Source organism: Rubrivirga sp., from assembly GCF_965213695.1.
Classification (GTDB): Bacteria; Bacteroidota; Rhodothermia; order Rhodothermales; family Rubricoccaceae; genus Rubrivirga.
The window spans coordinates 2,442,718-2,466,183 of sequence record NZ_OZ243912.1 but is presented as its reverse complement, the minus strand read 5'-3'; the positions used below and the strand labels follow the sequence as shown (position 1 = coordinate 2,466,183).

The following is a 23,466-nucleotide window of genomic DNA, read 5'->3' as shown; positions in this document are numbered from 1 at the left end:
CTGGAGGTGGAGGGGATCGCAGAGGGCCCCGCCGTCCCGGCCGCGTTCCGGCGGGGGAGGGCGGGGGGCCTCGATCCCATAAGCGAGATTCCGCCCCGCCGACTGCCACACGGCTGGCGAGAGAATCGGCGCCGGCCGGTCGGGCACGGACCGCTGCGTCGAGCGGCGGCCGTGCTCGGGTCGGAGGGCAGGGCAAGCGCGTTCTCGGCGAGCAACTCGGAGACGGGTGCGGAGGAGGGGGGTGTGGGCGTGTGGAGTCGATTTCCCCCCACATCCAGGGCCACACTCTGGGTCCGGCTCGCGGACTGGAGAATGCGCCCGCCCTGCGTCGGAGGGCCCCCGCGAAGGGTGTAGGACGCGCCCTCGCGTCCACGTCGTCCTCGCCGAGCTCCCCCTGTACAACGCGCCAATCCGTGACGCACGGGTCCCTTTCGGGGCGGGTGGCGCCCGTTCGGCGCCCGAGGGCCCGGGAGCCGATGGGGGAGGCCACACCGTTACCTTTTTTCGCTCACCTCCCCGCCCGTTGGACGCTCACGACACCCTCGGCCTCCTCTCCGCCGTCCGCAGCGGCGACGAGCGCGCGGCCGACCGCCTGTTCTCGAAGGTCTACGCCGACCTGCGCCAGCTCGCGCACCGGCGGATCACGGCCGAGCCCGGCGTCGTCACGATCTCGGCCACCGGCCTGGTCCACGAGGCCTACGTCAAGATGGTCGGCGGCGGCGACTGGGCGGATCGGTCCCACTTCCTGGCGGTCGCGGCGCGGGCCATGCGGCAGATCCTGACGGACCGGGCGCGGGCGCGGCTCGCGCTCAAACGCGGCAGCGGAGCGGCCCGCGTCACCTACGTCGACCACCTCGTCGGCGACGACGGCGCGAGCGAGCGCGTGCTGGCGGTCCACGAGGCCCTCGACACACTCGCGGCGCGGGACCCCCAGCTCGCGAGCCTGGTCGAGCTCCGGTTTTTCGGGGGGCTCGAGGTGGCCGAAGCGGCCGACGTGCTCGGCGTCTCGACCCGCACGGCCGCCCGGGACTGGGCGCGCGCCAAGGGCCACCTCCGGATGCTCCTCGACGCCGCGTGACGACCGACGCTACCTGGGAGACGTTGGACGCGGCGCTGGCCCAGGCGCTCGACCGGGACGTGGACGAGCGCGAGGTCTACCTCGCGAGCCTGGAGCCGGCCGTGCGCGACGCGCTCGTGCCCCTCCTGGACGCGGCCCTCGCCGACGACCCGCTCCTCGACCACCCGCAGACCGCCCTCGGAGAGCTCGCGTCGGAGACGGGCGCGCCCGACGTCGAGGGCGGGACGCGCGTCGGCCCGTACGAGATCGAGGGGCTCGTGGGCGAGGGCGGGATGGGCCGCGTCTACCGCGCCCGCCGCGCCGACGGGGCCTTCGACCAGACCGTCGCCGTCAAGGTCGTCCGCCAGTCGCTGGCGCTCGCCGGCTCCGACGTGGCCGCCCGGCTGCGGCGCGAGCGCGCGCTCCTGGCCACGCTCGACCACCCCGGCATCGCCCGCCTCGTCGACGGCGGCGAGACCGACGACGGCGTCCCGTACCTCGTCACCGAGTTCGTCGACGGGGCGCCGATCACCGACTGGGCCGACGCGCACCAGCTCGGCGTCCGCGCCCGCGCCGAGCTGGTGGCCGAGGTGGCGCGGGCTGTCGACCACGCCCACCGGCGGTTCGTGGTCCACCGCGACCTCAAGCCGTCGAACGTGTTCGTGACCGAGCGCGACGGCGCGGCGCGCCCCGTCGTCCTCGACTTCGGGATCGCCAAGCTGCTCGCGGTGGCCGACGAGACGAGCGGCGCGTTCCCGCTGACCCAGACCGGGATGCGCCTGCTGACGCCGGCCTACGCCGCGCCCGAGCTCTACGAGCCCGGCGTGACGGTCACGACGGCGGCCGACGTTTACGGGCTCGGCGCGCTGCTCTACGAGCTGGTGACGGGCCGGCGCCCGCACGACGACGCGCCGACGCCCGGCCCGGCCCGCACCGAGCCCACGCGCCCGTCGCGCTTGGTGGCCCAGACGAGCGGGACCACGGCCTTCGACCCGGCCCGTCGCTCCCGGGTGCTCCGGGGCGACCTCGACGTGATCTGCCTCAAGGCGCTCCACCCGGACCCGGCCCGGCGCTACGCCAGCGCCGCCGACCTCGCGGCCGACCTCGACCGCCACCTCGCCGGCCGGCCCGTCGAGGCCCGCCCCGACGGGTGGACCTACGTGGCTGGCCGGTTCGTGCGGCGGAACCGGGCGGCGGTCGCGGCGGCGGCCCTGGCGCTCCTGGCCCTCGTGGCGGGGCTCGGGGTCTCGCTCGCGGCGCTCCAGAGCGAGCGGGCCGCGCTCGCCGCCTCCGAAGCCGCGACCCTGCGGGCCGAGGAGGCCGCCGACCTGCTGGCCGGCCTCTTCGCCGCTGCCGACCCGGAGCCCACCGCCGGGCGGCCCGTCTCCGTGCGCGAGGCGCTCGACCAGGGCCTCGGGCGTATTCAGGAGATCGAGTCGGACGAGCTCCGGGCGTACCTCTTGGGCGTCGTCGGCAGGACCTACATCCAGATGGGGGACCCGTACCGGGCCGACTCGCTCCTCCGCGAGGCCCTCGACGCCTACGGCGTGACGGCCACGTCCGCCGCCGCTTCCGACGTCCGGATCGGCTTCGCGTCGACCCGGCTGGCCCTCGGGGACCCCACCCGAGCGCTGGCGCTCGGCCGCCGCGTCCACCGCGACCACCGGGACGACCCCGACCCGGTCCTGGCGCTCCGGGGGCTCCGCGTGATCGCCATCTCCCACTCCGCCCTCGGGCAGCCCGACTCCGCGCTCGTGGTGGCCCGGCGGGTTCAGCGCCTCACGCCGGTGGAGGCGTCGGCCGAGCAGCGGGAGCGCTCGCTCACGTTGCTCGGCGAGGCGTACGCAAACGTCGGTCGGTTCGAGGAGGCTGTGCCCACCCTGAGAAAGGCATACGCCCTCAGCCTGTCCGACTCGGGGCCGGAGAGCGTCCGCACCACCACCGCGCGGCGGACGCTGGCCTCGGCGCTGTCGGGCGCGGGCGCGCACCGCGAGGCCGAGGCGCTGCTCAGGACCAGCCTGGAGTACCAGACGCGCGTGTTCGGCCCCAACACGGTCGGGTACGTCCACGCCGCCATCGCCGACGTGCAGATCGCCGCGGGCGACGACCGCGGGGCCGCCGCGTCGCTCGACTCCGCGATCGTCATGACGGTACCGCTCCTGCCCCCCGACCACCCCGACATCGCGGGGTGGCGCGCGACTCGGGCCGCCGCGCTCGGTCGGCCTCAGTCCGCACCGGCGGGGCGGGCCGCCCTCCCGGCCGCACAAGGACGCCGCTGACGGCGACGCCGCTCCGCGAGGGGGCGCGGCGCGGCTCGCGCTACGGCGTTGAGGGAGCGTGGGGGGAATCGACTCCCACACGCTCACCCTCCGAACCCGTCTCCGAGCCGAGAACGCGCTCGCCCTGGACGTGGCGGCGACGTGCCAGAGATCGGTCTCCGGCGCTAACCTCCGCCTCCACAACGCCCCCCACGATGAGCACGACCTCGACGCCCGCCCCGTCGCCGCCCACCTCCGGACTCCTCGGCTGGATCGAGCGGGTCGGCAACCGGCTGCCCGACCCCGTCTTCCTGTTCCTCTACCTCATCGTCGGGCTGATCGTGATCAGCCTGGTCGCCGCCGGGTTCGACTGGTCGGCGCTGCACCCGACGGCGGTCGGCGACGACGGGGCGCCGCTGCTCATCGCGGCCGAGAGCCTGCTGTCGGCGGCTAACGTCCAGCGGCTGTGGGTCGAGATGCCGACGACGTTCACCCACTTCCACCCGCTCGGCTACGTCCTCGTCGTGATGCTGGGCGCGGGCGTCGCCGAGCGGACGGGCCTGTTCGGGACCGCCATGCGGGCGGCCGTCCGCAACGCGCCGACGCTGCTGCTCACGCCGGTCGTCGCGCTCGTCGCCATGATGGGCAACCTGGCGGCGGACGCGGCCTACGTGGTGCTGATCCCTCTCGCGGCCGTGATCTACCACGCGGCCGGGCGGCACCCCATCGCGGGCATCGCGGCGTCGTTCGCGGGCGTCTCGGGTGGGTTCTCGGCCAACCTGCTCCCGGGCCAGCTCGACGCGCTCCTGTTCGGGATCACCCAGGAGGCCGTCGAGACCATCGTGCCGGCGTGGCAGGCCAACATCGCCGGCAACTGGTACTTTATCGCGGCGATGGTCTGGGTCGCCATCCCCGTCATCTGGTACGTCACCGACCGCGTGATCGAGCCGCGCCTCGGCGCCTACGCCCCAGAGGGCGACCACGTCGACGACCCGGACGCGGACCAGGCGATCACGGCGGACGAGAGGAAGGGCCTGCGGTGGGCCGGGCTCGCGTCCCTCGCCGTCGTCGCGGTGTGGGCGTTCTTCACGCTCGGGCCGGGCACGCCGCTCATCGACGAGGCGGCGACGCCCGAGGCGCGCCTGTCGCCGTTCTACCGGTCGCTCGTGGCCGCCTTCTTCGTGCTCTTCCTGGCGGCGGGCTGGGTCTACGGCGCGGCCGTCGGCGTGGTGAAGAGCCACCGCGACATCGTCAAGATGATGTCCGGGGCGATGGAGGACCTGGCCTACTACTTGGTGCTGGCGTTCGTGGCGGCCCACTTCGTGGCCATGTTCAACTGGTCCAACCTCGGGCTGATCGTGGCCGTCCACGGCGCGAACGGGCTGGAGCAGATGGCGCTCCCGACGCCGATCCTGCTCATGCTGATCGTGCTGTTCACGGGCCTCATCAACCTGTTCGTCGGCTCCGCCAGCGCCAAGTGGGCGCTGCTGGCGCCCGTCCTCGTCCCGATGCTGATGCTGGTCGGCATCAGCCCCGAGATGACGACGGCGGCCTACCGCGTGGGCGACGGGGCCACCAACATCATCACGCCGCTGATGGTCTACTTCCCGCTCATCTTGATCTTCTGCCAGCGGTGGGTGAAGGGGTTCGGGCTGGGGAGCCTGGCCGCTCTGATGGTGCCGTACTCGTTCGGGCTCCTGGTCGTGGGGCTGGTGCTCGTCGGGCTGTGGGTGGCGTTCGACATCCCGCTCGGGCCCGGCGCGGGCGTCGAGTACGTCCTCCCGGGGGGAGCCACAACCCCCGAGGCGAACTGACCCCGCTGGCGCCCTCGGGGACTCGGCCCGGGCGCTGGCGCTCGGCCGCCGCGTCCACCGGGCAAGGCCGTCCGGGGCTGGGCGACGCCGCTCTCAACGACGCCGCGCGCGGCCGTGCGTGCGAGGGGGGCCCGGCCGTGCGGCCGTCTCTGCGGGGTCAAAAGACCGTGGGCGCCGAGGCTCCGGTCTCTAGACCGGGAAGGGAGAGGGATGGGTGAAACCCTGTCAAGGGGATGGGGAAAACCCCCACTGAGATCCAATGCAAGGAGGTTTCACAGCGCGAGAGGACCTATCCGGGGCCCTCCCTGTAAGACGGACACGCACCTCGCCAGGTGCCCCCTTCTCTGACGACCCTCCCTATCTCATGGCCAACATTCCTGTCGAACGCACTGGTGGAACCCCGTGGTGGCTCTGGCTCCTCGGCCTCTTGCTGCTCGGTTTGCTCCTCTGGTTCCTGGTCGACGCCCTCTCCGACGACGAAAGCGAGGTCGACGACGCCTACGTGGGCGACGACGTCGAGGTCGTCGATGACGTCGCCCCCATCGCCGCGGGCCTCGACCTGAGCAACCTCTACGTCACCCGCGTTACGGGCGACCGGACCTTCTTCGTCGCCGAGAGCGACGCGCCGGGCGCCGCCGAGACGCTCGTCGTCCTCGACCAGGAGGCCTCGCCGGACGCCGCCGGCATCGAAGGCCAGGTCGACATCAACCCCGGCCAGCGCGTGTCGCTCACCGGCGGCGACCTCGGCCCGCTGGGCGACATGGACCTCGCCAACATGGGCATCCCCGACGCGGACCTCAACGCGATGACGCCCGACGCGGACATCATCCGGGTCGACGGCGACGACGTCGAGATCCTCGAGGCCGACATGGACAACGTCGAGGTCGGCCAGTAGCGCCCCTCGCCGTTCCCACCTTCCCTTCCCAATCACTCCCCTCTCTGACTCATGTCTCGCATCGCACTCTCCGACACCGGCGACTGGAAGCTGGAATTCCCCGACGACCAGGACGTCCGCGGCTACCGCGCCGTCGACGCCAACGGCTCGCCCGTGGGCACCGTCGACACCATGATCGTCAACACCGACAAGGAGCGGGTCGACGCCATCGTCCTGGAGGACGGGACGCAGTACCCGGCCCGCGACATCTCGATCGGCGACGGCGTCGTCTACCTCACGTCCGTCGTCGGCGACGACGTCGACGAGGAGGTCCGCGTCTACGACGACGGGAAGGTCGTCCGGCGTGTCGACGTCGACGACCCCGACTACGACGCCCACGTCGACGCCTTCCAGACGCACCACGCCTCGTCCTACGGGACCGGGTCGTACGACGACTACGCCCCGGCGTACCGCTACGGCTACGAGACGGCCCACGACGACGAGTACCGCAACCGGGCCTACGTCGACGCCGAGGACGACCTCCGCACCGGCTACGGCACGGCCTACGCCGACCGCGACTTCGACGCCGACCGCGACGCCGTCCGCTACGGGTACACCCGGGCCCAGCACGCGAACCGGTGACCGAGCACGCCGTCATCCTCGACCGTGCGGGGCAACCCGGCGCGGTCGAGGACGAGACCGGCGGGCGCGTCCGCGTCCGGCTCCCCAGCGGGGCCGTCGCCGATCTGCCCGAGTCCCTCGTCCGCCGCGACGGCGCCTCGCTCACGGCCGACGTCGTGTTTGCCGACCTCGACACCGACGGCCCCGCCGTCCTGGTCGAGGCCGAAGAACACGTCGACGTGCGAACGCGGACGCGGGAGACCGGGCGCGTCCGGGCCCGCGTGGTCACCGAGACGCGCGACGAGCCGATCCACGCGAGCGGCTGGCGGGAGACCGTCGACGTCGAGCGGGTCCCGGTCGGCCGCGTGGTCACCGCCCCCGAGGGCGTCCGCGACGAGGACGGCGTCGTCGTGATCCCGGTGTACGAAGAGGTCCTGGTCGTCGAGCGGCGGCTGGTCCTCCGCGAGGAGGTCCGCCTGACGACCCGGCGCGAGCCGGTCCCCGGGCCGGCCTCCGTCCCCCTCCGCCGCCAGCATGTCGAGGTCGACCGGCTCCCGCCGGTCGACGCTGATGGCGACGCCGTCTAACGACGGCCCCGGCCCCGGCCGGCTCTGCTCGACTCTTTTTTCTCTCTGTCTCATCCCACCCCACCCCTCTCCCCATGGCCAAGACCATTGTCGGTCTCTACGACGACCGCACCACCGCCACCCGCGTCCTCAACGACCTCGAATCCGCCGGCTTCGGCGAGGACCACCTCCGCTTCTCGTCCGCCGAGGACGGGAAAGCCACCCGCTACGACGTCGACGACACCTCGACCGAGGCCCTCGGCCGCTACGGCGTCTCCGACGACGAGTCCCGGTTCTACTCCGAAGGCGTCCGCCGCGGCGGGTCCATCGTGATCGCCCGGGTCCACGACTCCGACGTCGACCGGGCCGTCGACATCATGGCCCGGCACAACCCGGTCCGCTACGAGGACCGCCAGGAGGACTACCTCGCCGACTACGACGAGAGCGCGACGTACTCGGCCGCCCAGATGACCGAGAACCGGAACCGCTACGCCGATCAGTCGAAGCAGCGGCTCCAGGAGATCGAGGAGCACCTCAAGATCGGCAAGCGCGAGGTCGTCCGTGGCGGCGTCCGCGTCCACCAGTACGTCGAGACCGACGTCGAGGAGGAGACGCTCCGGCTCCGCGACGAGGAGATCGTCGTCGACCGGGCGAACGTGACGCGCGACCTGACGCCGGACGAGGCCGACGCCGTGTTCCAGGAGAAGACGGTCGAGCTCGTCGAGCGCGACGAGGAGGCCGTCGTCGAGAAGACGGCTCAGGTGACCGGCGAGGTCGCCGTCGGGAAGGACGTGAACGTCCGCGAGGAGACGGTCGGCGGCGAGGTCCGGCGCACGCGCGTCGAGGTCGAGCGGTTCGCCGGCGAGATGGGCGGGGCCGACCAGTTCCGCTCGCACTACGACACGACGTACAAGTCGACCGGCCGGTCCTACGGCGACTACGAGCCGGCCTACACCTACGGCTACGCCGCGGGCAAGACGTACGGCGACCGCGACTACAGCGCCGTCGAGAACGACCTCCGGTCCGACTACTCGGCTCGGTACCACGACGGCGACGACAGCGTCTGGGACGACTTTAAGGACGCCGTCCGCCACGGGTACAACAAGGCGAAGGCGGCCGTTTAGCGGCTGCCTCGACTGACTCCGCCGGCGGGCGCGGGGGCTCCGGCCCTCGCGCCCGCTGTGCGTCGCGGCTCCCTGGCCGGCGCACCCGAAGGGCCCTGGCGGGCCGCTAGGGACCCTTCCCCGGGACCCACCCGTACGACGGCTTCGCGCCCCGCCAGGCGCTCCCCTTCTCTCACTCACCCCCTCACTCTCATGGCGAACATCCCCGTCGAACACACCAAGACCACCCCGTGGTGGCTCTGGCTCCTCGGCCTGCTCCTGCTGGCCGGCCTCATCTGGTTCCTCCTCGAAGCCTTCGGCGACGACGACGAGATCGTCGAGACCACCGACCCGGTCGAGGCCGTCGTGCCGGTCGCCGCGCTGGACCTGTCGGACGTCTGGGTCACCCGCGTCGTCGGAGACAACACGTTCTTCGTGGCGCCCACCGAGGGCGGCACCGACGAGACCCTCGTCTACCTCGAAGAGGAGCCCACGCCAGGCGACGCCACCGAGGGTCGCTACGACGTCACCCCCGGCCAGCACCTCTCGATCGTGGGCTCGATGGAGCCGACGCCGGCCGACCTTACCCCGTGGGGCCTGACGGCGGACCAGGCGGCCATGGTCGGCGACCAGTACGTCCGCGCCACCAGCCTGACCATCTTGGACGGCGACGCGATGGCCGACGGTGACATGGCCGACGGCGACATGGCCGAGGCGACCGGCCTCGCGGCCCTCCGCGGAGACCTCGCCGAGATGGCCGGCCGGCCCGTCCAGCTCGACGGTGTCCGCGTGACGGCGCTCGCCGGCGACAGCACGTTCTACCTCGGCGACGGCGCCGACCGCGTGCTCGTGGTCTTGGAGTCGCTCGGCGAGAGCCAGAGCGGGCCGGGCACCGGGTCCGACGGCGCGTTCAACGTCGACGTCGGTGACGTGGTCAACATCCGCGGCGAGGTCAAGGCGTTCCAGCGCGGCATGCGCGGGTCGTCGACGCTGGCCGAGGCGGACCTGGCCGCGGCCGAGTCCCGCCGGTTCGTCGTCGTCGTCAACGACCGCGGCGACTTCTCGAAGCAGTAGCCCGGTCACAGGGCCGCCCCGTCTGGGGGTGGCCCCGCGACTCGGTCGAGCGCTCCGCGCCGGCCGCTCGTCTCCGCCCGCTCCGGTCTCCGGGGCGGGCGGACTCACGTCGGGCCGGGCTACTCGCCCCGGACGCCGACCACGCTCTGGATGACGGCGGCGATCAGCCCGTACGCCAGCGACCCGACGAGCGCCGGCACGACCCCGGTCACCTCGACCCCGTCGACGATCTCGGTCGCGAGCCAGAACAGGCCCGCGTTGATGACGAGCGTGAGCAGGCCCAGCGTGAGCCAGCGGAGCGGCGTCGTGAAGAACTTGACCACCGCTCCGAGCGTGGCGTTGACGAGACCGATCACGAGCGCGGCGACGAGGGCGGCGCCGAAGCCGGCGACGACGACGCCGGGGACGAGGTACGAGACGGCGATCAGGGCGATGGCGCTGGCGAGCCAGCGGACGAGGAGCTTCATGGGGGCGGGGGGAGCGTCCGCCCCCTACGGCCGGGACCGCGTGTCGGGTTCAGGGCTCGGCCACCCGGCGTCATCGGCGTTCGGCTCGCAACCCGAGCGCTCGGAGGACGCGGACCGCCGCGTCGGCCGTCGGGCCGTCGGCGAAGGCGAGGCGGAAGGCGCCGCCCTCGCCCTCGCGCACGCGCAGCAACTCCATGTCCTTGATGTTCAGGTTGGCGTCCGCCAGCGCGCTCGTGACCGACGCAAGAAACCCGACGCGGTCCTCGGCCCACAGCGTGACCTCGGCGAGCGGCGCGAGGAACCCCTTCGAGTGGGACGGGATCGCGGCGCGCGTCGTGGCCGAGCGCTCGAAGGTGTCGGCTAGGGCGTCGAGGTCGCCGTCGGCGACGGCGTCGCGGAGGGCGCCGAGGCGGGCCGTGTAGCCGTCGAGCGCGCCGAGCGCGGCGTCGCGGTTGGCGACCAGGATGTCGCCCCACATCCCGAACGGCGAGCTCGCGATCCGGGTCATGTCGCGGAACCCACCGGCCGCGAGGGCGAGCGCGTCGTCGCCGGCTTGGGCCGCGAGCCCGACCAAGGCCACGGCCGCGAGCTGGGGCAGGTGGCTCACGGCGGCCACCACGGCGTCGTGCCGCGCGGCCGTGAGCAGAACGGGCCGGGCACCGACGGACTCCGCCAGCCACACGGCGCGCGGGTCGACCTCCGGGCCGTCGGGCGTGAGCACGTAGACGGCGTTCTCGAACAGGAGCGCGTCGGCGTGGGCCATCCCGCCGCGCTCGGCGCCGGCCATCGGGTGGCCCCCGACGAACGCCACGCCGTCCGGCAACAGCTCGCGCGCGGCGGCCCCGACGGGCCCCTTGACCGAGGCCACGTCGGTGACGAGCGCGCCGGGCCGGACCGACGACGCGATCTCGGACAGGGCCGACCGGGCGGAGCCGGTGGGGACGGCCAGCACGACGACGTCGGCCTGGGCCACGGCCGCAGCCGGCGACCCGGCGGCCCGGACCGCGCCGCTCTCGACGGCGAGCGCGAGCTGGGCCGGGTCGCGGTCGAACGCGACGACCTCGACGGCGGGCCGGCGGTCCCGGAGCGCGAGCGCGACCGAACCCCCGATCAGCCCGGTCCCGATGACGGCGACGCGGCCGACATCGGGCGGGGGGAGGGGCGGCTGCGAGGGCATGGGGCGGGAGGGGAGACGGGCCCGGAGTCTACGGGGCTGGGCCTCCGTGTGGCCGCGGTTCGTCCGCCCCGGCTGCGGCTCGCCCGGCGCCGACGCGGTTCGTCACGTCGGGCCGTCGGATGCGGACTCGGCCCCGTAGCGTGATCTCGCCGCCTCCCCCGCCATGCGTCCGCTCGCGTTCCTGCTCCTCTCGCTCGCCGCCCACGCCCAGCCCTCCGTCGTCGCGGGCGACGTGGTCGACGGCGACGGCCGGCCCGTCGCCTACGCCTCGGTCTTGCTCGTCGGGGCGGGCCAGGGGGCCGTGACGGACGCCGACGGTCGGTTCCACTTCGCCACCGAGGCGACCGGCCGGCGGACGCTCCGGGCGACGCGCGTCGGGTCGGAGCCGGCGACGCGCGCCGTGACGCTGGCCCCGGGCGACACGGCCGTCGTCCGGTTCGTGCTGCGGGAGGCGCTGCTCGACCTGGGCCGCGCCGTCGTCTCGGCCGACGCCTTCGTCTCGGGCGGCGAGGTGGCCGGGCTGAGCCCGCTCGACGTGGTCACGACGCCGGGCGCGGCGGCCGACCTGTTCCAGGCGATCCGCTCGTTCCCCGGGCTGACCGAGGCCGAGGAGGGCGCCGGCCTCTTCGTCCGCGGCGGCGACGTCGAGGAGACGTCCGTCCTGCTCGACGGCGCGCGGCTGCTCCAGCCGTACCGCTACGAGTCGCCGACGGGCGGCACGTTCGGGGCCGTCTCGCCCTGGCTCGTGAGCGGGACGCGGTTCTCGACGGGCGGCTTCTCGGCCCGTTACGGCGACGCGCTCTCGGGCGTCCTCGCCCTCGACTCCCAGGACGAGCCGACCCGCGACGGCCAGACGGTGTCGCTGAGCCTGGCCGCCGCCTCCGCCAGCGCCGACGTGACCGTCGGGCCGGGCGGGCTCCGCGTCGCCGGCAACCGGTCGTTCACCGACGCGCTGTTCTGGGTGAACGGCCGCGGCGACGAGTTCGTGACGGCCCCGCGCTCGACCGACGGGAGCGTGCTGCTGGCGGTCCCCGTCGGCCGGGCGGGCCGCGTCAAGGCGCTGGCGATGGGCGGGGCGGACCGGCTGAGCCTCCGCCTCGACCAGCCGTCGTTCGCCGGCCTGTTCGAGAGCGCGTCGGCCGGCGGGCTCGGGCTCGTCGAGTGGACCGACCTCCGGGGCGGGTGGGCGCTCGCGGCGACGGCGTCGCACGCGCGGCACCGGAGCGAGCAGGCGCTCGGCGCGTTCCGCTTGCGGCCGTCCGACCGCTCGACGGCGCTCCGGGCGACGGCCGAGCGCGAGGTGTCGCGCCGGCTCGTCGTCCACCTCGGCGCCGAGGCCGACGCCCGGCGGTCGGCCATCGAGGGCGCGTTCACGGCCGGCGACGTGTCGGATCCCGACGCCGCCACCGTCGCCTTCGACGAGGTCACTCGCGGGGCGCGTGGCGGGGCGTGGGCCGAGGCCGAGGCCCAGCTCTCGCGCCGCGTCGCCGCGACGGCCGGCGTGCGCGCCGACGCCCACTCGGCCCTCGACGCGGTCGTGCTCGACCCGCGCCTCAGCCTGTTCGTCGCGCTCGACGACGCGACGCGGCTCCGGTTCGCGACGGGCCTGTACAGCCAGGCGCCCGACCTCGAAACGATCTCGCTGGCGACGGTCTCCGACGTGTCCGACCTCCGCGTTCAGCGGGCGACGCACTGGATCGCCGGCGTCTTGCACGAGCGCGGCCCGCTGACCGTCCGCGCCGAGGCCTACGCCAAGGACTACCGCCGGCTCGCGGTCGAGCGGTCCGGGACGGTCTACGGCTCGGTTGGCACGGGCTGGGCGCGCGGGCTCGACCTGTTCGCGCGATGGGGCTCCGTCGGGGCCTCGCGGCTGAGTGGGTGGGCCTCGTACTCGCTTCTGGACGCCCGCCGGACGCAGGTCCGCCGCGACGGCACATCCGCGACGCTGGCCCAAGGCCCGCCGCCGTTCGGCGTCCGCCACTCGCTGAACGTCGTCGGCAAGGCGCGACTCGCGGGCGGGCTCTCCGTCAGTGGCCGGTTCCGGGCGGGGGCGGGGCGGCCCGTCACGCCGGTCGTTGGGGCCGTGCCGGCGGCCGAGGGCGCCTTCTTCTACCCGGTCGACGGGGCGCTCGGCAGCGAGACGCTCCCCGCAACCCTCCGCCTCGACGCCGCCGCCAGCTACACGCTCCCGCTGGGCCGGCGCGGCTCGCTCGTCCTGTTCGGCGCCGTCGACAACGCGCTCGACCGAGCGAATGCGAGCGGCTACGCCTACTCGCCCGACTACGCCACGCGCACGCTCGAGACCTCGCCGTACCGGCGCTCGGTCTACGTCGGCGCCTCCCTGATCCTCACCTCCCGCTGATCCCATGGCCCGCCTTCTTCTCCTCGCCCTCGTTCTGGCGCTCCCCGCCGCCGCCCAGTCCGACGACCTGCTGAGCCAGGGCCGTCGCGCGCTCGACGCCGCTACGCTCGACGGCTCGGTCGACGCGCTCCAGGGCGCCCGCGCCGCCCTCCAACTGGCCGCCGCTGGCGACGGCCCGGCGGGATGGGCGACCTACTACACCGCCCTCGCCGACTTCCGGCTGTCCTACGCCCTGTGGGGGAACGACCCCGACCGCGCGAGCGAGCACGCGGCTCTCGGTGCCGACGCGCTCGCCGACCTGCGCCGTCGGGCCGACTCGGACGATCTGCGCGCCGAGGCTGCCGCGCTCCAGTCCGGCTTGCTCGGCGCCCGCATCGGGCTCGACCCGTCGCTCGGGATGCAGCTCGGGCAGGCGTCCCAGCAGGCGATGGCCGAGGCCGCGCGGCTGGCGCCCGGCAACCCGCGTGTCCAGTTTTTTCAGGCCGCGACGCTCCTGAACACCCCGCCCGAGTGGGGCGGAGATCCCGAGCGCGCGGTCGAGTTGCTGGCGTCGGCCGTGGCCACCTTCGAGGCGGCCGGCGACCCCGGCGACCCGGCGGCTCCGACGTGGGGCCACGCGGACGCGGCGGCCTGGCTCGGCCTGGCCCACCTCATGCGGGGCGACGCCAAGGCCGCTCGCGGGCCCATCGAGACGGCCGAGCGGCTGGACCCGAACTCGACGTTCGTCCGCTTCAAGCTCCGCCCGTGGCTCGACTCGCTCGGCGAGTAACACGGAGTCGGAGAGTTCGCTGTGCATGAGTGCCTCTCCCGATTCTCCCTCACCCTGTCCCTCTCCCTCGGGGAGAGGGGACCTCGCAGGAGAGTGCACGGCTTTCTCCGCGATCCCGTATAAGAAGCTGTTCGGCGAAGTCTCGGCGCTGCTCGCGAGGTCCCCTCTCTAGGGAGAGCAGGGCCGCTAAGGTCTCAGACCTGTTCTCGATCCACGACCAAACAAGTGAAATCATTCCCGCGCAAATTAGAATCTAAGACTCGTGCGGCATCATGCTTGGCCTCCCTGGATCCCCGCCTGCGCGGGACCGCGAAGCGACGGCGCCAGCCAATGACTACAGGGACTCGTGCATCCGCCACGGGACGTAGCAGCCCTGCCCTGGGGGAGGGACAGGGTGAGGGGCCGGAGCGTCTCGACGGGCTCCAGGCGTGGCCTCGACCGCCCGCCCTACCCCTCGCCCTTCCCCCCAGGGGGTGGAGAGGGGACCCGATCTCATTCGCCGAACGGTCTCTGAAGGGGGACCGCGATCCTCCGGCCCTAGCTTTCTCGCTGTGAACCGCCCCGTCTCCGCGCCTCGCCCCTCCTCTTCGGCACCGCTCCCGCCGGCCCGTCTGACCGGGCGCGGCGTGGCGCTGGCGAGCGCGGCGTGGGCCGCCTACGCGGTCGTGTACGCCCTGGCCGTCACCGCCTTTTCCGGCGTCCCGTTCCGGTACTCGCTGACCAGCCAGCTGGGCTCAGCCGTGCTGATGGGCGTGCTGAGCGTCCCGGCGTGGCGGCTGATCGTGCGCGGAATGGCCGAGCGGCCGCTCTCGCACGTGATCGCGGCGCACGCGCTGGGCGGAGCCCTCTACACGACCGCCGTGACCGGGGCACTGCTGGCGTGGACGAGACTCGGCGGCTCCGACGCATTCGAGGCGGTCCGGGCGCAGGCGGGGTGGATCGCCCTCGGCATCGCTATCGCCTACGTCGCCCAGTTCGCGATCTACCACGCCGTCGAGGCATCGCGCCGAGGACGGCTCCGCCAGGTCCGGGGCGAGGCCGTCCAGCGTCTCGCGCGCGAGCAGGAGCTCCGCACGCTCCACGCCCAGCTCAACCCGCACTTCCTGTTCAACGCGCTCAACACGGTCAGCGCCCAGGTCGGCCGCGACCCGGACCTGGCGCGCGAGACGATCGGCCGGCTGGCAGACCTGATGCGGTACGCGCTCGACGCCGGCCACCGCGACCTGGTCCCGCTCGCCGACGAGGTCGCCTTCGTCCGCGCCTACCTCGCGCTCGAGCACGCCCGGATGGGCGGCCGGTTGGCGTCCCGCGTCGACGTCGACCCGTCGCTGCTCGACACGCCGGTCCCGCCGCTGGCGATCCAGACGCTCGTCGAGAACGCCGTCCGCCACGCCATCGCCCCGTCGCCCGGCGGCGGCGAGGTCCGGGTCGAGGTGGCGCGTGACGGCGACCACGCCCGCGTCGAGATCGCCGACTCCGGGGCCGACGGCGGCGAGAGCGCGCCGGGCACGGGCGTCGGGCTCGCGAACACGGACGAGCGGCTCCGCCTCCTGTTCGGCCCCTCGGCCGGGCTCGGCGTGGACCGACGGCCGGAGGGGTGGCGGGTCACGTTCCGGCTGCCGGCGCCGGTGGCCGAGGAGGTCCCGGCATGAGCGAGGTCTTGCGCGTCGCCCTGGTCGATGACGAGCCGCCGGCGCGCGCGCTCCTGACCGACTTGCTGGCCGACCTCGGCGGCGTCGAGGTCGTCGGCCAGGCGGCCGACGGCGAGCAGGCGGTCGCCCTCGTCGAGGCCACGCGCGACCTCGACGTGCTCTTCTTGGACGTCCAGATGCCGCGGCTCGACGGGTTCGGCGTGCTCGCGCGGCTGGCGGCGCGCGGCGTGGCGCTGCCGCGCGTCGTGTTCACGACCGCGTTCGACCGGCACGCCGTCCAGGCGTTCGAGACCGGCGCCGTCGACTACCTCCTGAAGCCGGTCACGCGGTCGCGGCTGACCGTCGCCGTCGAGCGGGCCCGGACGCGGCGGGCCCTCGACCCGGCCGACGCCCGGGCCGCCAGCGAGGCGCTCCGCACCGACCGCGTGCTCGTCCGCGCCGGCGACCGGCTGGTGGCCGTCGCCATGGACGACGTGGTCTGGGTCGAGGCCCAGGGCAACTACGCCACGCTCCACACGACCGGCCGGTCGCTCGTGGCCGGCGTCGGGATCGGCGAGATCGAGCGGCGGCTGCCGCCGGGCCGGTTCGTCCGCGTCCACCGCTCGGCGCTCGTGGCGCTCGACGCGCTCCGCCAGCTCGAGAGCGACGGGAGCGGCGGGTACCAAGCGCTACTCGACGGCGGCCACCGCGTCCGCGTCAGCCGGACGTACGCGGACGAGATCCGGCGGCGGGTGCTGTAGCCCAGCGTATCCTGGCAGCTCTCTTTCCCGAGCCATGCGGTCCGCCCTGCTCCTCCTCGCCCTCGCCCTCACCTCGTGCGCCGGCTCGCAGCCAGCCGCCGACAACGGCCTGCCGGCCGACCTCCCGACCCTCTCCCGCGCCGAGTGGGGCGCCGCCGACCCGGTCGGCCCGATGCGGCCGCACACGCCGGACACGATCACGATCCACCACACGGCCACAACCGTCGACCCCGAGCGGTCGAATGCCGACAAGCTCCGCAGCCTCCAGGCGTTCTCCCAGCGCGCCGACACGCTCGGCGACGGCCGCCCGAAGGTGGCCTGGCCCGACGTCCCGTACCACTACTACGTCGCGCACGACGGGACGGTCGTCGAGGCCCGCGACGTCCGGTACGAGGGCGACACCAACACGGACTACTCGCTGGCGGGCCACATCCAGGTCGTGGTCGAGGGCAACTTCGAGGAGACCGAGCCGACCGCGGCCCAGCTCGACAACCTGACCCGGCTCGTCGTCGCGCTCGCCCGGCGGTGGGACGTCCCGGCCGACGCGCTCGCGGGCCACGGCGACCGCGCGGTCGGCCAGACGGTGTGCCCCGGGTCCTCGCTCATCCGCCGCCTGCCCGACCTCCGCCAGGCCATCGCCGACGCGCGGTAGACTCTTCGCCGCCGGACCTCCCACCCGCGCGCCCATCGCTCCGCTCATGGGCGGACGGACTGTTCCCCTTGAAGGCTGACAAGGGGTGGCTTTCGCCATCGGGCACCGTCTCCCCTACAGCGTCGTCCCCGCGAAGGCGGGGACCCAGAGTCCCGGGAACGCCCCTCACGGCGAGCGCCCGCGCGACGGAGGGGGCCCAAGGCGGGGCCGGCTCCCTCCCGGCGGCCTCTCGGCGCGTCGTGGACCTCCGCGCTCGTCACCCTGGATCCCCGCCTTCGCGGGGATGACTCGTCTTATTTGCGTAGTCGGCAGAGAACGTGGCGGCTTTGCCCTTGCCAAGGGGGACGCCGCGAAGCGTCGGCGCAGCCAGCGTTCCCAGCCGGGAGCGGAGGCCCGCCGGAAAGCGGGGGAGAAGCGGCCCGACCCGAGCCTACCTTCGGCCGTCCGCTCCCACCGCCATGCGACGCCTGCTCGTGCTTGCTGCCCTCGCCGCCTCCGGCCTCTCCGCCCAGCCCGCCGACGAGTTCCAGTGGCTCGAAGACGTCGAGGGCGAGCGCGCGATGGCCTGGGTCGAGGCCCACAACGCCGCGACCGCCGCCGCGCTCCAGGCCGAGCCCGGCTACGACGCGCTCTACGCCGACGCCCTCCGCATCCTGACGTCGGACGACCGGATCGCGTACCCCTCCATCCGCGGCGACTGGCTCTACAACGTCTGGACCGACGACGACAACCCGCGCGGCCTGTGGCGCCGGGCGACCTGGGCCAGCTACCTCTCCGACGAGCCCGACTGGGAGACGCTCCTCGACGTCGACGCGCTCGGCCAAGCGGAGGGCGTGGCGTGGGCGTTCGGGGGCTCCTCGTGCCTCGCGCCCGACTACCAACGCTGCTTGGTCCGCCTGTCGCGCGGCGGTGCCGACGCGGTCGAGACCCGAGAGTTCGACCTGGCCACCCGGGCGTTCGTCGAGGACGGGTTCTTCCTGCCCGAGTCGAAGGGGGCCGTCGCCTGGATCGACCGCGACGAGCTGCTGGTCTCGACCGACACCGGCGAGGGCTCGATGACGACCTCCGGCTACCCGCGCACCGTCCGCCGCTGGCGGCGGGGGACGCCGCTGGCCGACGCCGAGACCGTGTTCGAGGCCGAGCCGACCGACATGGGCGCGTGGGCCGGCTCGCTCCGCCGAGGCGACGAGGTCGTCCCGGTGATCTCGCACCGGCCCAGCTTTTTCCAGGGCTCGACCTACGTCCTCCACAAGCCTGCCCCCGCGGAGGCGGGGGGCGCCTTCGTCCGCCTCGACCTCCCGCTCGACGCCGACCCCGGGCTCGTCGGCGACCACTTGACGGTCTACCTCCGGTCCGAGTGGGACGTCGCCGGGCGGACGTTCCCCCAGGGCGCGCTCCTGGCCATCGGCTACGAGGCGTTCCTCGGCGGCGACCGCGACTTCGACGTCGTCTTCGCCCCGACGGAGCGCCAGACGGTCCGGTCGACGGCGTCCACCCGGACCACGTTGCTGGTGTCGCTCCTGGACGACGTGTCCGGCGAGCTCCGCCGGTTCCGGTTCCGTGAGGGAGGCTGGGTGGGGGAGACCGTCGAGGTCCCGCCGATGGGGAGCGTCGACGTGGTGACGACGAGCGACACCGACGACCGGTTCTTCTTCGCCTACAGCTCCTTCCTCCAGCCGACGACGCTAACCCTCGCGGACGACGACGGCGTCGCCCCGGTCCGCCAGCTCCCGGCCGAGTTCGACGCGAGCGGCCTGACGGTCGGCCAGTACCACGCCACCTCGGCCGACGGCACGCGCGTCCCGTACTTCGTCGTCGGCCCCGAGGCGATGGAGGCCGACGGCTCGGACCCGACGCAGCTCTACGGCTACGGCGGCTTCGAGATCGCCCTCACGCCGTCGTACAGCGGCATGACGGGCAAGCTGTGGCTCGAGCGCGGCGGCGCCTACGTGGTGGCCAACATCCGGGGCGGCGGCGAGTTCGGCCCGGCGTGGCACCGCGCGGCCCAGCGCGAGAACCGCCAGCGCGCCTTCGACGACTTCCTGGCCGTCGCCGAAGACCTCGTCGACCGCAAGCTCACCTCGCCCGAGCACCTCGGCATCCGGGGCGGCTCGAACGGCGGCCTGCTCGTCGGCGCGGCGATGACGCAGCGGCCCGAGCTGTTCGAGGCCGTCGTGGTCTCGGTCCCGCTCCTCGACATGCGCCGCTACCACACGCTGCTCGCCGGCGCCAGCTGGATGGCCGAGTACGGCGACCCGGACGACCCCGACGACTGGGCGTTCATCTCCCGGTACTCGCCCTACCACAACCTCCGCTCGGGCGTCACGTACCCGCGCCCCCTCTTCACGACGACCACGCGGGACGACCGGGTCCACCCCGGCCACGCCCGCAAGATGGCCGCGCGGATGGAGGCGATGGGGCTGCCCGTCGACTACGTCGAGAACACCGAGGGCGGCCACGGGTCGGGCGTCACGCCGGCCCAGCAGGCGACCATGTGGGCGTCGATCTACAGCTACCTCTGGCGCCAGCTCAGCGGGGAGTAGCCGGCGTCAGGACAGCATCTCGACGCCGGTCAGCGTTTGGCAGGCGTCCCAGAGCTGGCGCGCGGCGACGGGGTCGAGGGCTCGCGGCGCGATCTCGGCCGGCGCCGGGTCGCCGCGCATCTCGCGGAACCCGTCGGGGCCGACGTAGCCGCCCGGCTGGGGGTCGTGGCCGGCCGCGGCCACCAGCGTCGGGAGGGCGCCGCGCCAGGCGGGCATGATGGCCACCTTGGAGAGGGCGCCGAACACGGCGCTCAGGATCGGCTTGCCCTCCATCATGTCGTCGCTGAGCGCGGTCGCCGAGACGCCCGGGTGGGCCGCCACGCTGACCGTGTCCTCGCCGCGCGCCGCCAGCCGACGCTGCATCTCGATGGACAGCATGAGGTCCGCCAGCTTGCTCTGGCGGTAGGCCGCCCACGGGTCGTAGCGGTCCTCGCTCTGCAAGTCGGTCAGGCGCAGGCGGCCGTCGCGGTGGGCGATGCTGCTCAGCCAGACGACGCGGGAGCCGGGCGCGGCCAAAACGTTGGGCAACAGGCGAGCCGTGAGCGCGAAGTGGCCCAGGACGTTGGTCCCAAACTGCATCTCGAACCCGTCGGCCGTCTCCTTCCGCTCGGGCAGCGCCATCACCCCGGCGTTGTTGACCAGCCGGTCGATCCGGTCGCCCTCCAAAAACGTCTCGGCGAAGGCGGCGACGCTGGCGAGGTCGGCCAGGTCGAGCTCGCGGACGTCGAGGTCGGCGCCGGGCAAGCTCTTGCGGACGTCGTCGGCCGCGGCGTGCGCTTTGTCGAGACTCCGGCACGCCATCACGACGCGGACGCCGAGCGCCGCCAGCCCGCGCGTCGTCTCCAGGCCGATGCCCGAGTTGGCGCCGGTCACGACGGCCGTGCGGCCCCGCTGGCGGGGGAGGGTCTGGAGAGACCAGGAGACAACGTCGGCCATGGGAGGGGGGGAGGGGACGGAGGAGACCCCAACGGGCCGAGTGAAGGTCCCCGGCTTGCGGAGGGCTCGCGAAAGGTTTACACTGTTAACCGGCATTCCCGCTCGGCTGCGGGCGCCCCCACCAGACCTCTTCCCCCCATGGACGCCTTCTCCTTTTTCGCCGGCACGCCGGCCTGGGCCGCCGCGCTCGGCGTGCTGCTCGTCCTGTTCGTGCTCGGGTTCACCGGGGCCCCGCTGTGGGTGTGGGCCGCCGCCGGGCTCGTCGCGCTCGTCGGGTTCGGCGCGCCGCTCTGGCTGACCGCCGCGTTCGTCGTGCTCGCGGCCGTCTTCCTCATCCCCCCGATCCGGCGGATGCTGTCGGGCGCCGTGATGGGGCTGATGAAGAAGCTCGAGTTCCTGCCCGTCATCTCCAGCACCGAGCAGGAGGCCATCGACGCCGGGACGGTCTGGGTCGAGGGCGAGCTGTTCTCGGGCAAGCCCGACGGCAAGCGCCTGCTCGAGCAGGACTACGCCGGCCTCACGGCCGAGGAGCAGGCGTTCTTGGACGGCCCCGTCGAAGAGCTGTGCCGGATGGTCGACGACTGGGCCGTGTGGCAGCGCCGCGACCTGTCGGACGCCGTGTGGCAGAAGCTGAAGGACGACAAGTTTTTCGGGCTCATCGTGCCGGAGGCGTACGGGGGCCACGGGTTTAGCCCGTCGCTCAACAGCGCCGTCGTGGCCAAGGTGTCGTCGGCGTCGAGCACGCTCGGCATCACGGTCATGGTGCCCAACTCGCTCGGCCCGGCCGAGCTGCTGGCCCACTTCGGGACCGACCCGCAGAAGGACTACTGGCTCCCACGGCTGGCGACCGGCGAAGCTGTCCCGTCGTTCGCGCTCACCGAGCCCGGCGCCGGGTCCGACGCCGGCGCGATCTCGTCGAAAGGCGTCGTCTTCCGGGACGCCGACGGCGACCTCGCGATCCGGCTCGACTGGCGCAAGCGCTACATCACGTTGGCCGCCATCTCCGACGTGCTCGGGCTCGCGTTCAAGCTGGAGGACCCCGACGAGCTCTTGGGCAAGGGCACCGACCTCGGCATCACCTGCGCGCTCATCCCGACGACGACCGAGGGCGTCGTGCTCGGCCAGCGCCACGACCCCCTCGGCGTCCCGTTCTGGAACTGCCCCACCGAGGGCCACGGCGTCGTCGTCAAGCTGGAGGAGGCCGTCATCGGCGGGGCGGCCGGGGCCGGGCGCGGCTGGCGGATGCTGATGCAGTCGCTCGCGGCCGGCCGCGGCATCTCGTTGCCCGCCTCGGCGACCGCCGGCGTCCAGCAGGCCGCGCGCATCGCGGGTGCGCACGCGCTCATCCGCAAGCAGTTCGGCCTCAGCATCGGCAAGTTCGAGGGGATCGAGGAGCCGCTCGCCCGGATCGGCGGCTGGGCCTACACGCTGGAGGCGGCCCGGCGCTACACGAACGGGGCCCTCGACGGCGGCGCGGCCCCGGCCGTCGTCACGGCCATGATGAAGTACAACACGACCGAGCTGTTCCGGAAGGCCGTCAACGACGCGATGGACATCCTGGGCGGCAACGCCATCAGCCGGGGCCCGCGCAACCCGCTCGCGTCGGCCTACATCGGCCTGCCCGTCTCGATCACCGTCGAGGGCGCCAACATCCTGACGCGGACGCTCATGGTGTTCGGCCAGGGCGCCATCCGGTGCCACCCGTACGCGCTCAAGGAGATGCAAGCGCTCATGGCCGGCAACGTCAAGGCGTTCGACGCCGCGTTCTGGCCCCACATCGGCCACGTCGTGCGCAACGGGTTCCGGGCCGTCGGCCTGTCGCTGTCGCGCGGCTGGCTGGCCGGCTCGCCGGTCTCGGGCCCGGCCGCGCGCTACTGGCGCAAGATGGCCTGGACCTCGGCCACGTTCGCGTTCTTGGCCGACCTCGCGATGGGCACGCTCGGCGGCGACCTCAAGCGGAAGGAGAAGCTGACCGGCCGGTTCGCCGACATCTTCTCGTGGATGTACCTCGGCACGGCCGTCCTCCGCCGGTTCGAGGCCGAGGGCCAGCGCAAGGAGGATCGCGCTTTCCTTGACTGGTCGATGCAGTACGCCTTCGCCCAGATCCAGGACGCCTTCGACGGCCTGTTCGCCAACCTCCAAGTGCCCGGCGCGACCTGGCTGTTCCGCGGCCCGCTCGCGGCGTGGAGCCGGCTCAACCGGATCTCGGACCTCCCGTCCGACCGCGTCGGCCACCGCGTCGCGGCGGCGCTCCAGGTGCCCGGCGAGCAGCGCGACCGGCTGACGCCGGCCGTGTTCACGTCGCTCGACCCGGAGCACGTGCTCGGCCGGTTCGAGCACACGATGCGCCTGTGCTACGACGCCGAGGGCGTCGTGTCCAAGGTCAAGGCGGCCATCAAGCGCCGCGAGCTGCCCCGCCAGCACCCGGCCACGCTGATCCCGGCCGCGCTCGACGCCGGCGTCATCACGGCCGACGAGGCCGACCTGCTCCAGCGCGCCGAGGCCGCCCGCAACGACGCCATCCAGGTCGACGCCTTCGACACCGACGACTACTTCGCGTCGGCCGTCCGCCCCGACGAGGTCGCGTCGACGACCGGCGGCGATGGTTCGGCGGTCGGGGCCGTGGGCTTCGGCGGCCCGGCCCAGACCGAGGCCGGGGCGACGACGTGGTCCGGCGCGGTCGTGACCGAGGACCCGGCGGCCGCGGACCCAGCCGTGTGACGAGCCGCCCCCCCGCGTCGTCGTTGGGCGGGGGGGCGATAGTGCATGAGTACTAGGGGGGTGCGGAGGTCTCGGTTTCT

18 protein-coding genes are annotated in these 23,466 nt (G+C 73.7%); 15 read left to right on the top strand and 3 right to left on the bottom strand.

The features are described from left to right. The first annotated feature begins 523 nt into the window (after positions 1-523). The 8 genes from ACOOHE_RS10890 (at position 524) to ACOOHE_RS10855 (ending at position 9,367) form a co-directional block, all read left to right on the top strand. Positions 524-1,078, top strand: a complete 555-nt coding sequence (locus ACOOHE_RS10890; protein WP_420454109.1) for an ECF-type sigma factor — start codon at positions 524-526, stop codon at positions 1,076-1,078. After that, positions 1,075-3,336, top strand: a complete 2,262-nt coding sequence (locus ACOOHE_RS10885; RefSeq protein WP_420454108.1) for a protein kinase domain-containing protein — start codon at positions 1,075-1,077, stop codon at positions 3,334-3,336. The genes ACOOHE_RS10890 and ACOOHE_RS10885 overlap by 4 nt, the downstream gene beginning before the upstream one ends. 194 nt (positions 3,337-3,530) lie before the next feature. After that, positions 3,531-5,129 (top strand): AbgT family transporter, encoded by a 1,599-nt coding sequence (locus ACOOHE_RS10880; protein ID WP_420454107.1) that lies wholly within the window; start codon positions 3,531-3,533, stop codon positions 5,127-5,129. Between the two features lie 364 nt (positions 5,130-5,493). Further along, a complete protein-coding gene (locus tag ACOOHE_RS10875; protein WP_420454106.1) occupies positions 5,494-6,024 on the top strand; it encodes a hypothetical protein in 531 nt (176 codons plus the stop codon). Between the two features lie 51 nt (positions 6,025-6,075). Then, the gene (locus ACOOHE_RS10870) at positions 6,076-6,645 is read left to right on the top strand and encodes a PRC-barrel domain-containing protein (RefSeq protein ID WP_420454105.1); all 570 of its coding nucleotides are present in this window, start codon (positions 6,076-6,078) and stop codon (positions 6,643-6,645) included. Next, positions 6,642-7,211: a YsnF/AvaK domain-containing protein gene (locus ACOOHE_RS10865; RefSeq protein ID WP_420454104.1), complete on the top strand. Its 570-nt coding sequence runs from the start codon at positions 6,642-6,644 to the stop codon at positions 7,209-7,211. Before ACOOHE_RS10870 ends, ACOOHE_RS10865 begins: the two co-directional genes overlap by 4 nt. Before the next feature lie 74 nt (positions 7,212-7,285). After that, positions 7,286-8,314, top strand: coding sequence for a YsnF/AvaK domain-containing protein (locus ACOOHE_RS10860; protein ID WP_420454103.1), 1,029 nt, complete (start codon positions 7,286-7,288; stop codon positions 8,312-8,314). A 192-nt stretch (positions 8,315-8,506) separates the two neighbouring features. After that, positions 8,507-9,367 carry a hypothetical protein gene (locus ACOOHE_RS10855; protein ID WP_420454102.1) on the top strand — a complete coding sequence of 287 codons (861 nt, stop codon included), beginning with the start codon at positions 8,507-8,509 and terminating at the stop codon, positions 9,365-9,367. A 119-nt stretch (positions 9,368-9,486) separates the two neighbouring features. Here ACOOHE_RS10855 and ACOOHE_RS10850 read toward each other — a convergent pair whose 3' ends face one another. Both ACOOHE_RS10850 and ACOOHE_RS10845 read right to left on the bottom strand, forming a co-directional pair. Then, on the bottom strand, positions 9,487-9,834 hold the full coding sequence (locus ACOOHE_RS10850) for a phage holin family protein (RefSeq protein ID WP_420454101.1): 348 nt from the start codon (positions 9,832-9,834) through the stop codon (positions 9,487-9,489). Between the two features lie 70 nt (positions 9,835-9,904). Further along, the gene (locus tag ACOOHE_RS10845) at positions 9,905-11,011 is read right to left on the bottom strand and encodes a prephenate dehydrogenase/arogenate dehydrogenase family protein (RefSeq protein ID WP_420454100.1); all 1,107 of its coding nucleotides are present in this window, start codon (positions 11,009-11,011) and stop codon (positions 9,905-9,907) included. A 163-nt stretch (positions 11,012-11,174) separates the two neighbouring features. Between ACOOHE_RS10845 and ACOOHE_RS10840 the strand changes: the two genes are divergently transcribed. The 6 genes from ACOOHE_RS10840 (at position 11,175) to ACOOHE_RS10815 (ending at position 19,729) form a co-directional block, all read left to right on the top strand. Then, positions 11,175-13,373: a TonB-dependent receptor gene (locus ACOOHE_RS10840; RefSeq protein WP_420454099.1), complete on the top strand. Its 2,199-nt coding sequence runs from the start codon at positions 11,175-11,177 to the stop codon at positions 13,371-13,373. Between the two features lie 4 nt (positions 13,374-13,377). After that, positions 13,378-14,142, top strand: coding sequence for a hypothetical protein (locus tag ACOOHE_RS10835; protein WP_420454098.1), 765 nt, complete (start codon positions 13,378-13,380; stop codon positions 14,140-14,142). Positions 14,143-14,693: 551 nt separating this feature from the next. Next, complete coding sequence (locus ACOOHE_RS10830; RefSeq protein ID WP_420454097.1) at positions 14,694-15,794, top strand: sensor histidine kinase; 1,101 nt, start codon at positions 14,694-14,696, stop codon at positions 15,792-15,794. After that, the gene (locus ACOOHE_RS10825; RefSeq protein ID WP_420454096.1) at positions 15,791-16,534 is read left to right on the top strand and encodes a LytR/AlgR family response regulator transcription factor; all 744 of its coding nucleotides are present in this window, start codon (positions 15,791-15,793) and stop codon (positions 16,532-16,534) included. Before ACOOHE_RS10830 ends, ACOOHE_RS10825 begins: the two co-directional genes overlap by 4 nt. Positions 16,535-16,568: 34 nt before the next feature. After that, positions 16,569-17,186, top strand: coding sequence for a peptidoglycan recognition family protein (locus ACOOHE_RS10820; protein ID WP_420454095.1), 618 nt, complete (start codon positions 16,569-16,571; stop codon positions 17,184-17,186). Between the two features lie 458 nt (positions 17,187-17,644). After that, positions 17,645-19,729: a prolyl oligopeptidase family serine peptidase gene (locus ACOOHE_RS10815; RefSeq protein ID WP_420454094.1), complete on the top strand. Its 2,085-nt coding sequence runs from the start codon at positions 17,645-17,647 to the stop codon at positions 19,727-19,729. Between the two features lie 6 nt (positions 19,730-19,735). Here the strand turns inward: ACOOHE_RS10815 and ACOOHE_RS10810 are convergent, their stop codons facing one another. Beyond that, positions 19,736-20,665 (bottom strand): oxidoreductase, encoded by a 930-nt coding sequence (locus ACOOHE_RS10810; protein ID WP_420454093.1) that lies wholly within the window; start codon positions 20,663-20,665, stop codon positions 19,736-19,738. 138 nt (positions 20,666-20,803) lie between these two features. Between ACOOHE_RS10810 and ACOOHE_RS10805 the strand changes: the two genes are divergently transcribed. Continuing rightward, a complete protein-coding gene (locus ACOOHE_RS10805) occupies positions 20,804-23,386 on the top strand; it encodes an acyl-CoA dehydrogenase (protein WP_420454092.1) in 2,583 nt (860 codons plus the stop codon). Positions 23,387-23,466 lie beyond the last annotated feature (80 nt).

Bases quoted from the DNA above. Each gene is read 5' to 3' on its own strand.
- ACOOHE_RS10880 (WP_420454107.1), top strand. From the start codon at position 3,531: ATGAGCACGACCTCGACGCCCGCCCCGTCGCCGCCCACCTCCGGACTC.
- ACOOHE_RS10875 (WP_420454106.1), top strand. From the start codon at position 5,494: ATGGCCAACATTCCTGTCGAACGCACTGGTGGAACCCCGTGGTGGCTC.
- ACOOHE_RS10870 (WP_420454105.1), top strand. From the start codon at position 6,076: ATGTCTCGCATCGCACTCTCCGACACCGGCGACTGGAAGCTGGAATTC.
- ACOOHE_RS10860 (WP_420454103.1), top strand. From the start codon at position 7,286: ATGGCCAAGACCATTGTCGGTCTCTACGACGACCGCACCACCGCCACC.
- ACOOHE_RS10855 (WP_420454102.1), top strand. From the start codon at position 8,507: ATGGCGAACATCCCCGTCGAACACACCAAGACCACCCCGTGGTGGCTC.
- ACOOHE_RS10850 (WP_420454101.1), bottom strand. From the start codon at position 9,834: ATGAAGCTCCTCGTCCGCTGGCTCGCCAGCGCCATCGCCCTGATCGCC.
- ACOOHE_RS10845 (WP_420454100.1), bottom strand. From the start codon at position 11,011: ATGCCCTCGCAGCCGCCCCTCCCCCCGCCCGATGTCGGCCGCGTCGCC.
- ACOOHE_RS10840 (WP_420454099.1), top strand. From the start codon at position 11,175: ATGCGTCCGCTCGCGTTCCTGCTCCTCTCGCTCGCCGCCCACGCCCAG.
- ACOOHE_RS10835 (WP_420454098.1), top strand. From the start codon at position 13,378: ATGGCCCGCCTTCTTCTCCTCGCCCTCGTTCTGGCGCTCCCCGCCGCC.
- ACOOHE_RS10825 (WP_420454096.1), top strand. From the start codon at position 15,791: ATGAGCGAGGTCTTGCGCGTCGCCCTGGTCGATGACGAGCCGCCGGCG.
- ACOOHE_RS10820 (WP_420454095.1), top strand. From the start codon at position 16,569: ATGCGGTCCGCCCTGCTCCTCCTCGCCCTCGCCCTCACCTCGTGCGCC.
- ACOOHE_RS10815 (WP_420454094.1), top strand. From the start codon at position 17,645: ATGCGACGCCTGCTCGTGCTTGCTGCCCTCGCCGCCTCCGGCCTCTCC.
- ACOOHE_RS10810 (WP_420454093.1), bottom strand. From the start codon at position 20,665: ATGGCCGACGTTGTCTCCTGGTCTCTCCAGACCCTCCCCCGCCAGCGG.
- ACOOHE_RS10805 (WP_420454092.1), top strand. From the start codon at position 20,804: ATGGACGCCTTCTCCTTTTTCGCCGGCACGCCGGCCTGGGCCGCCGCG.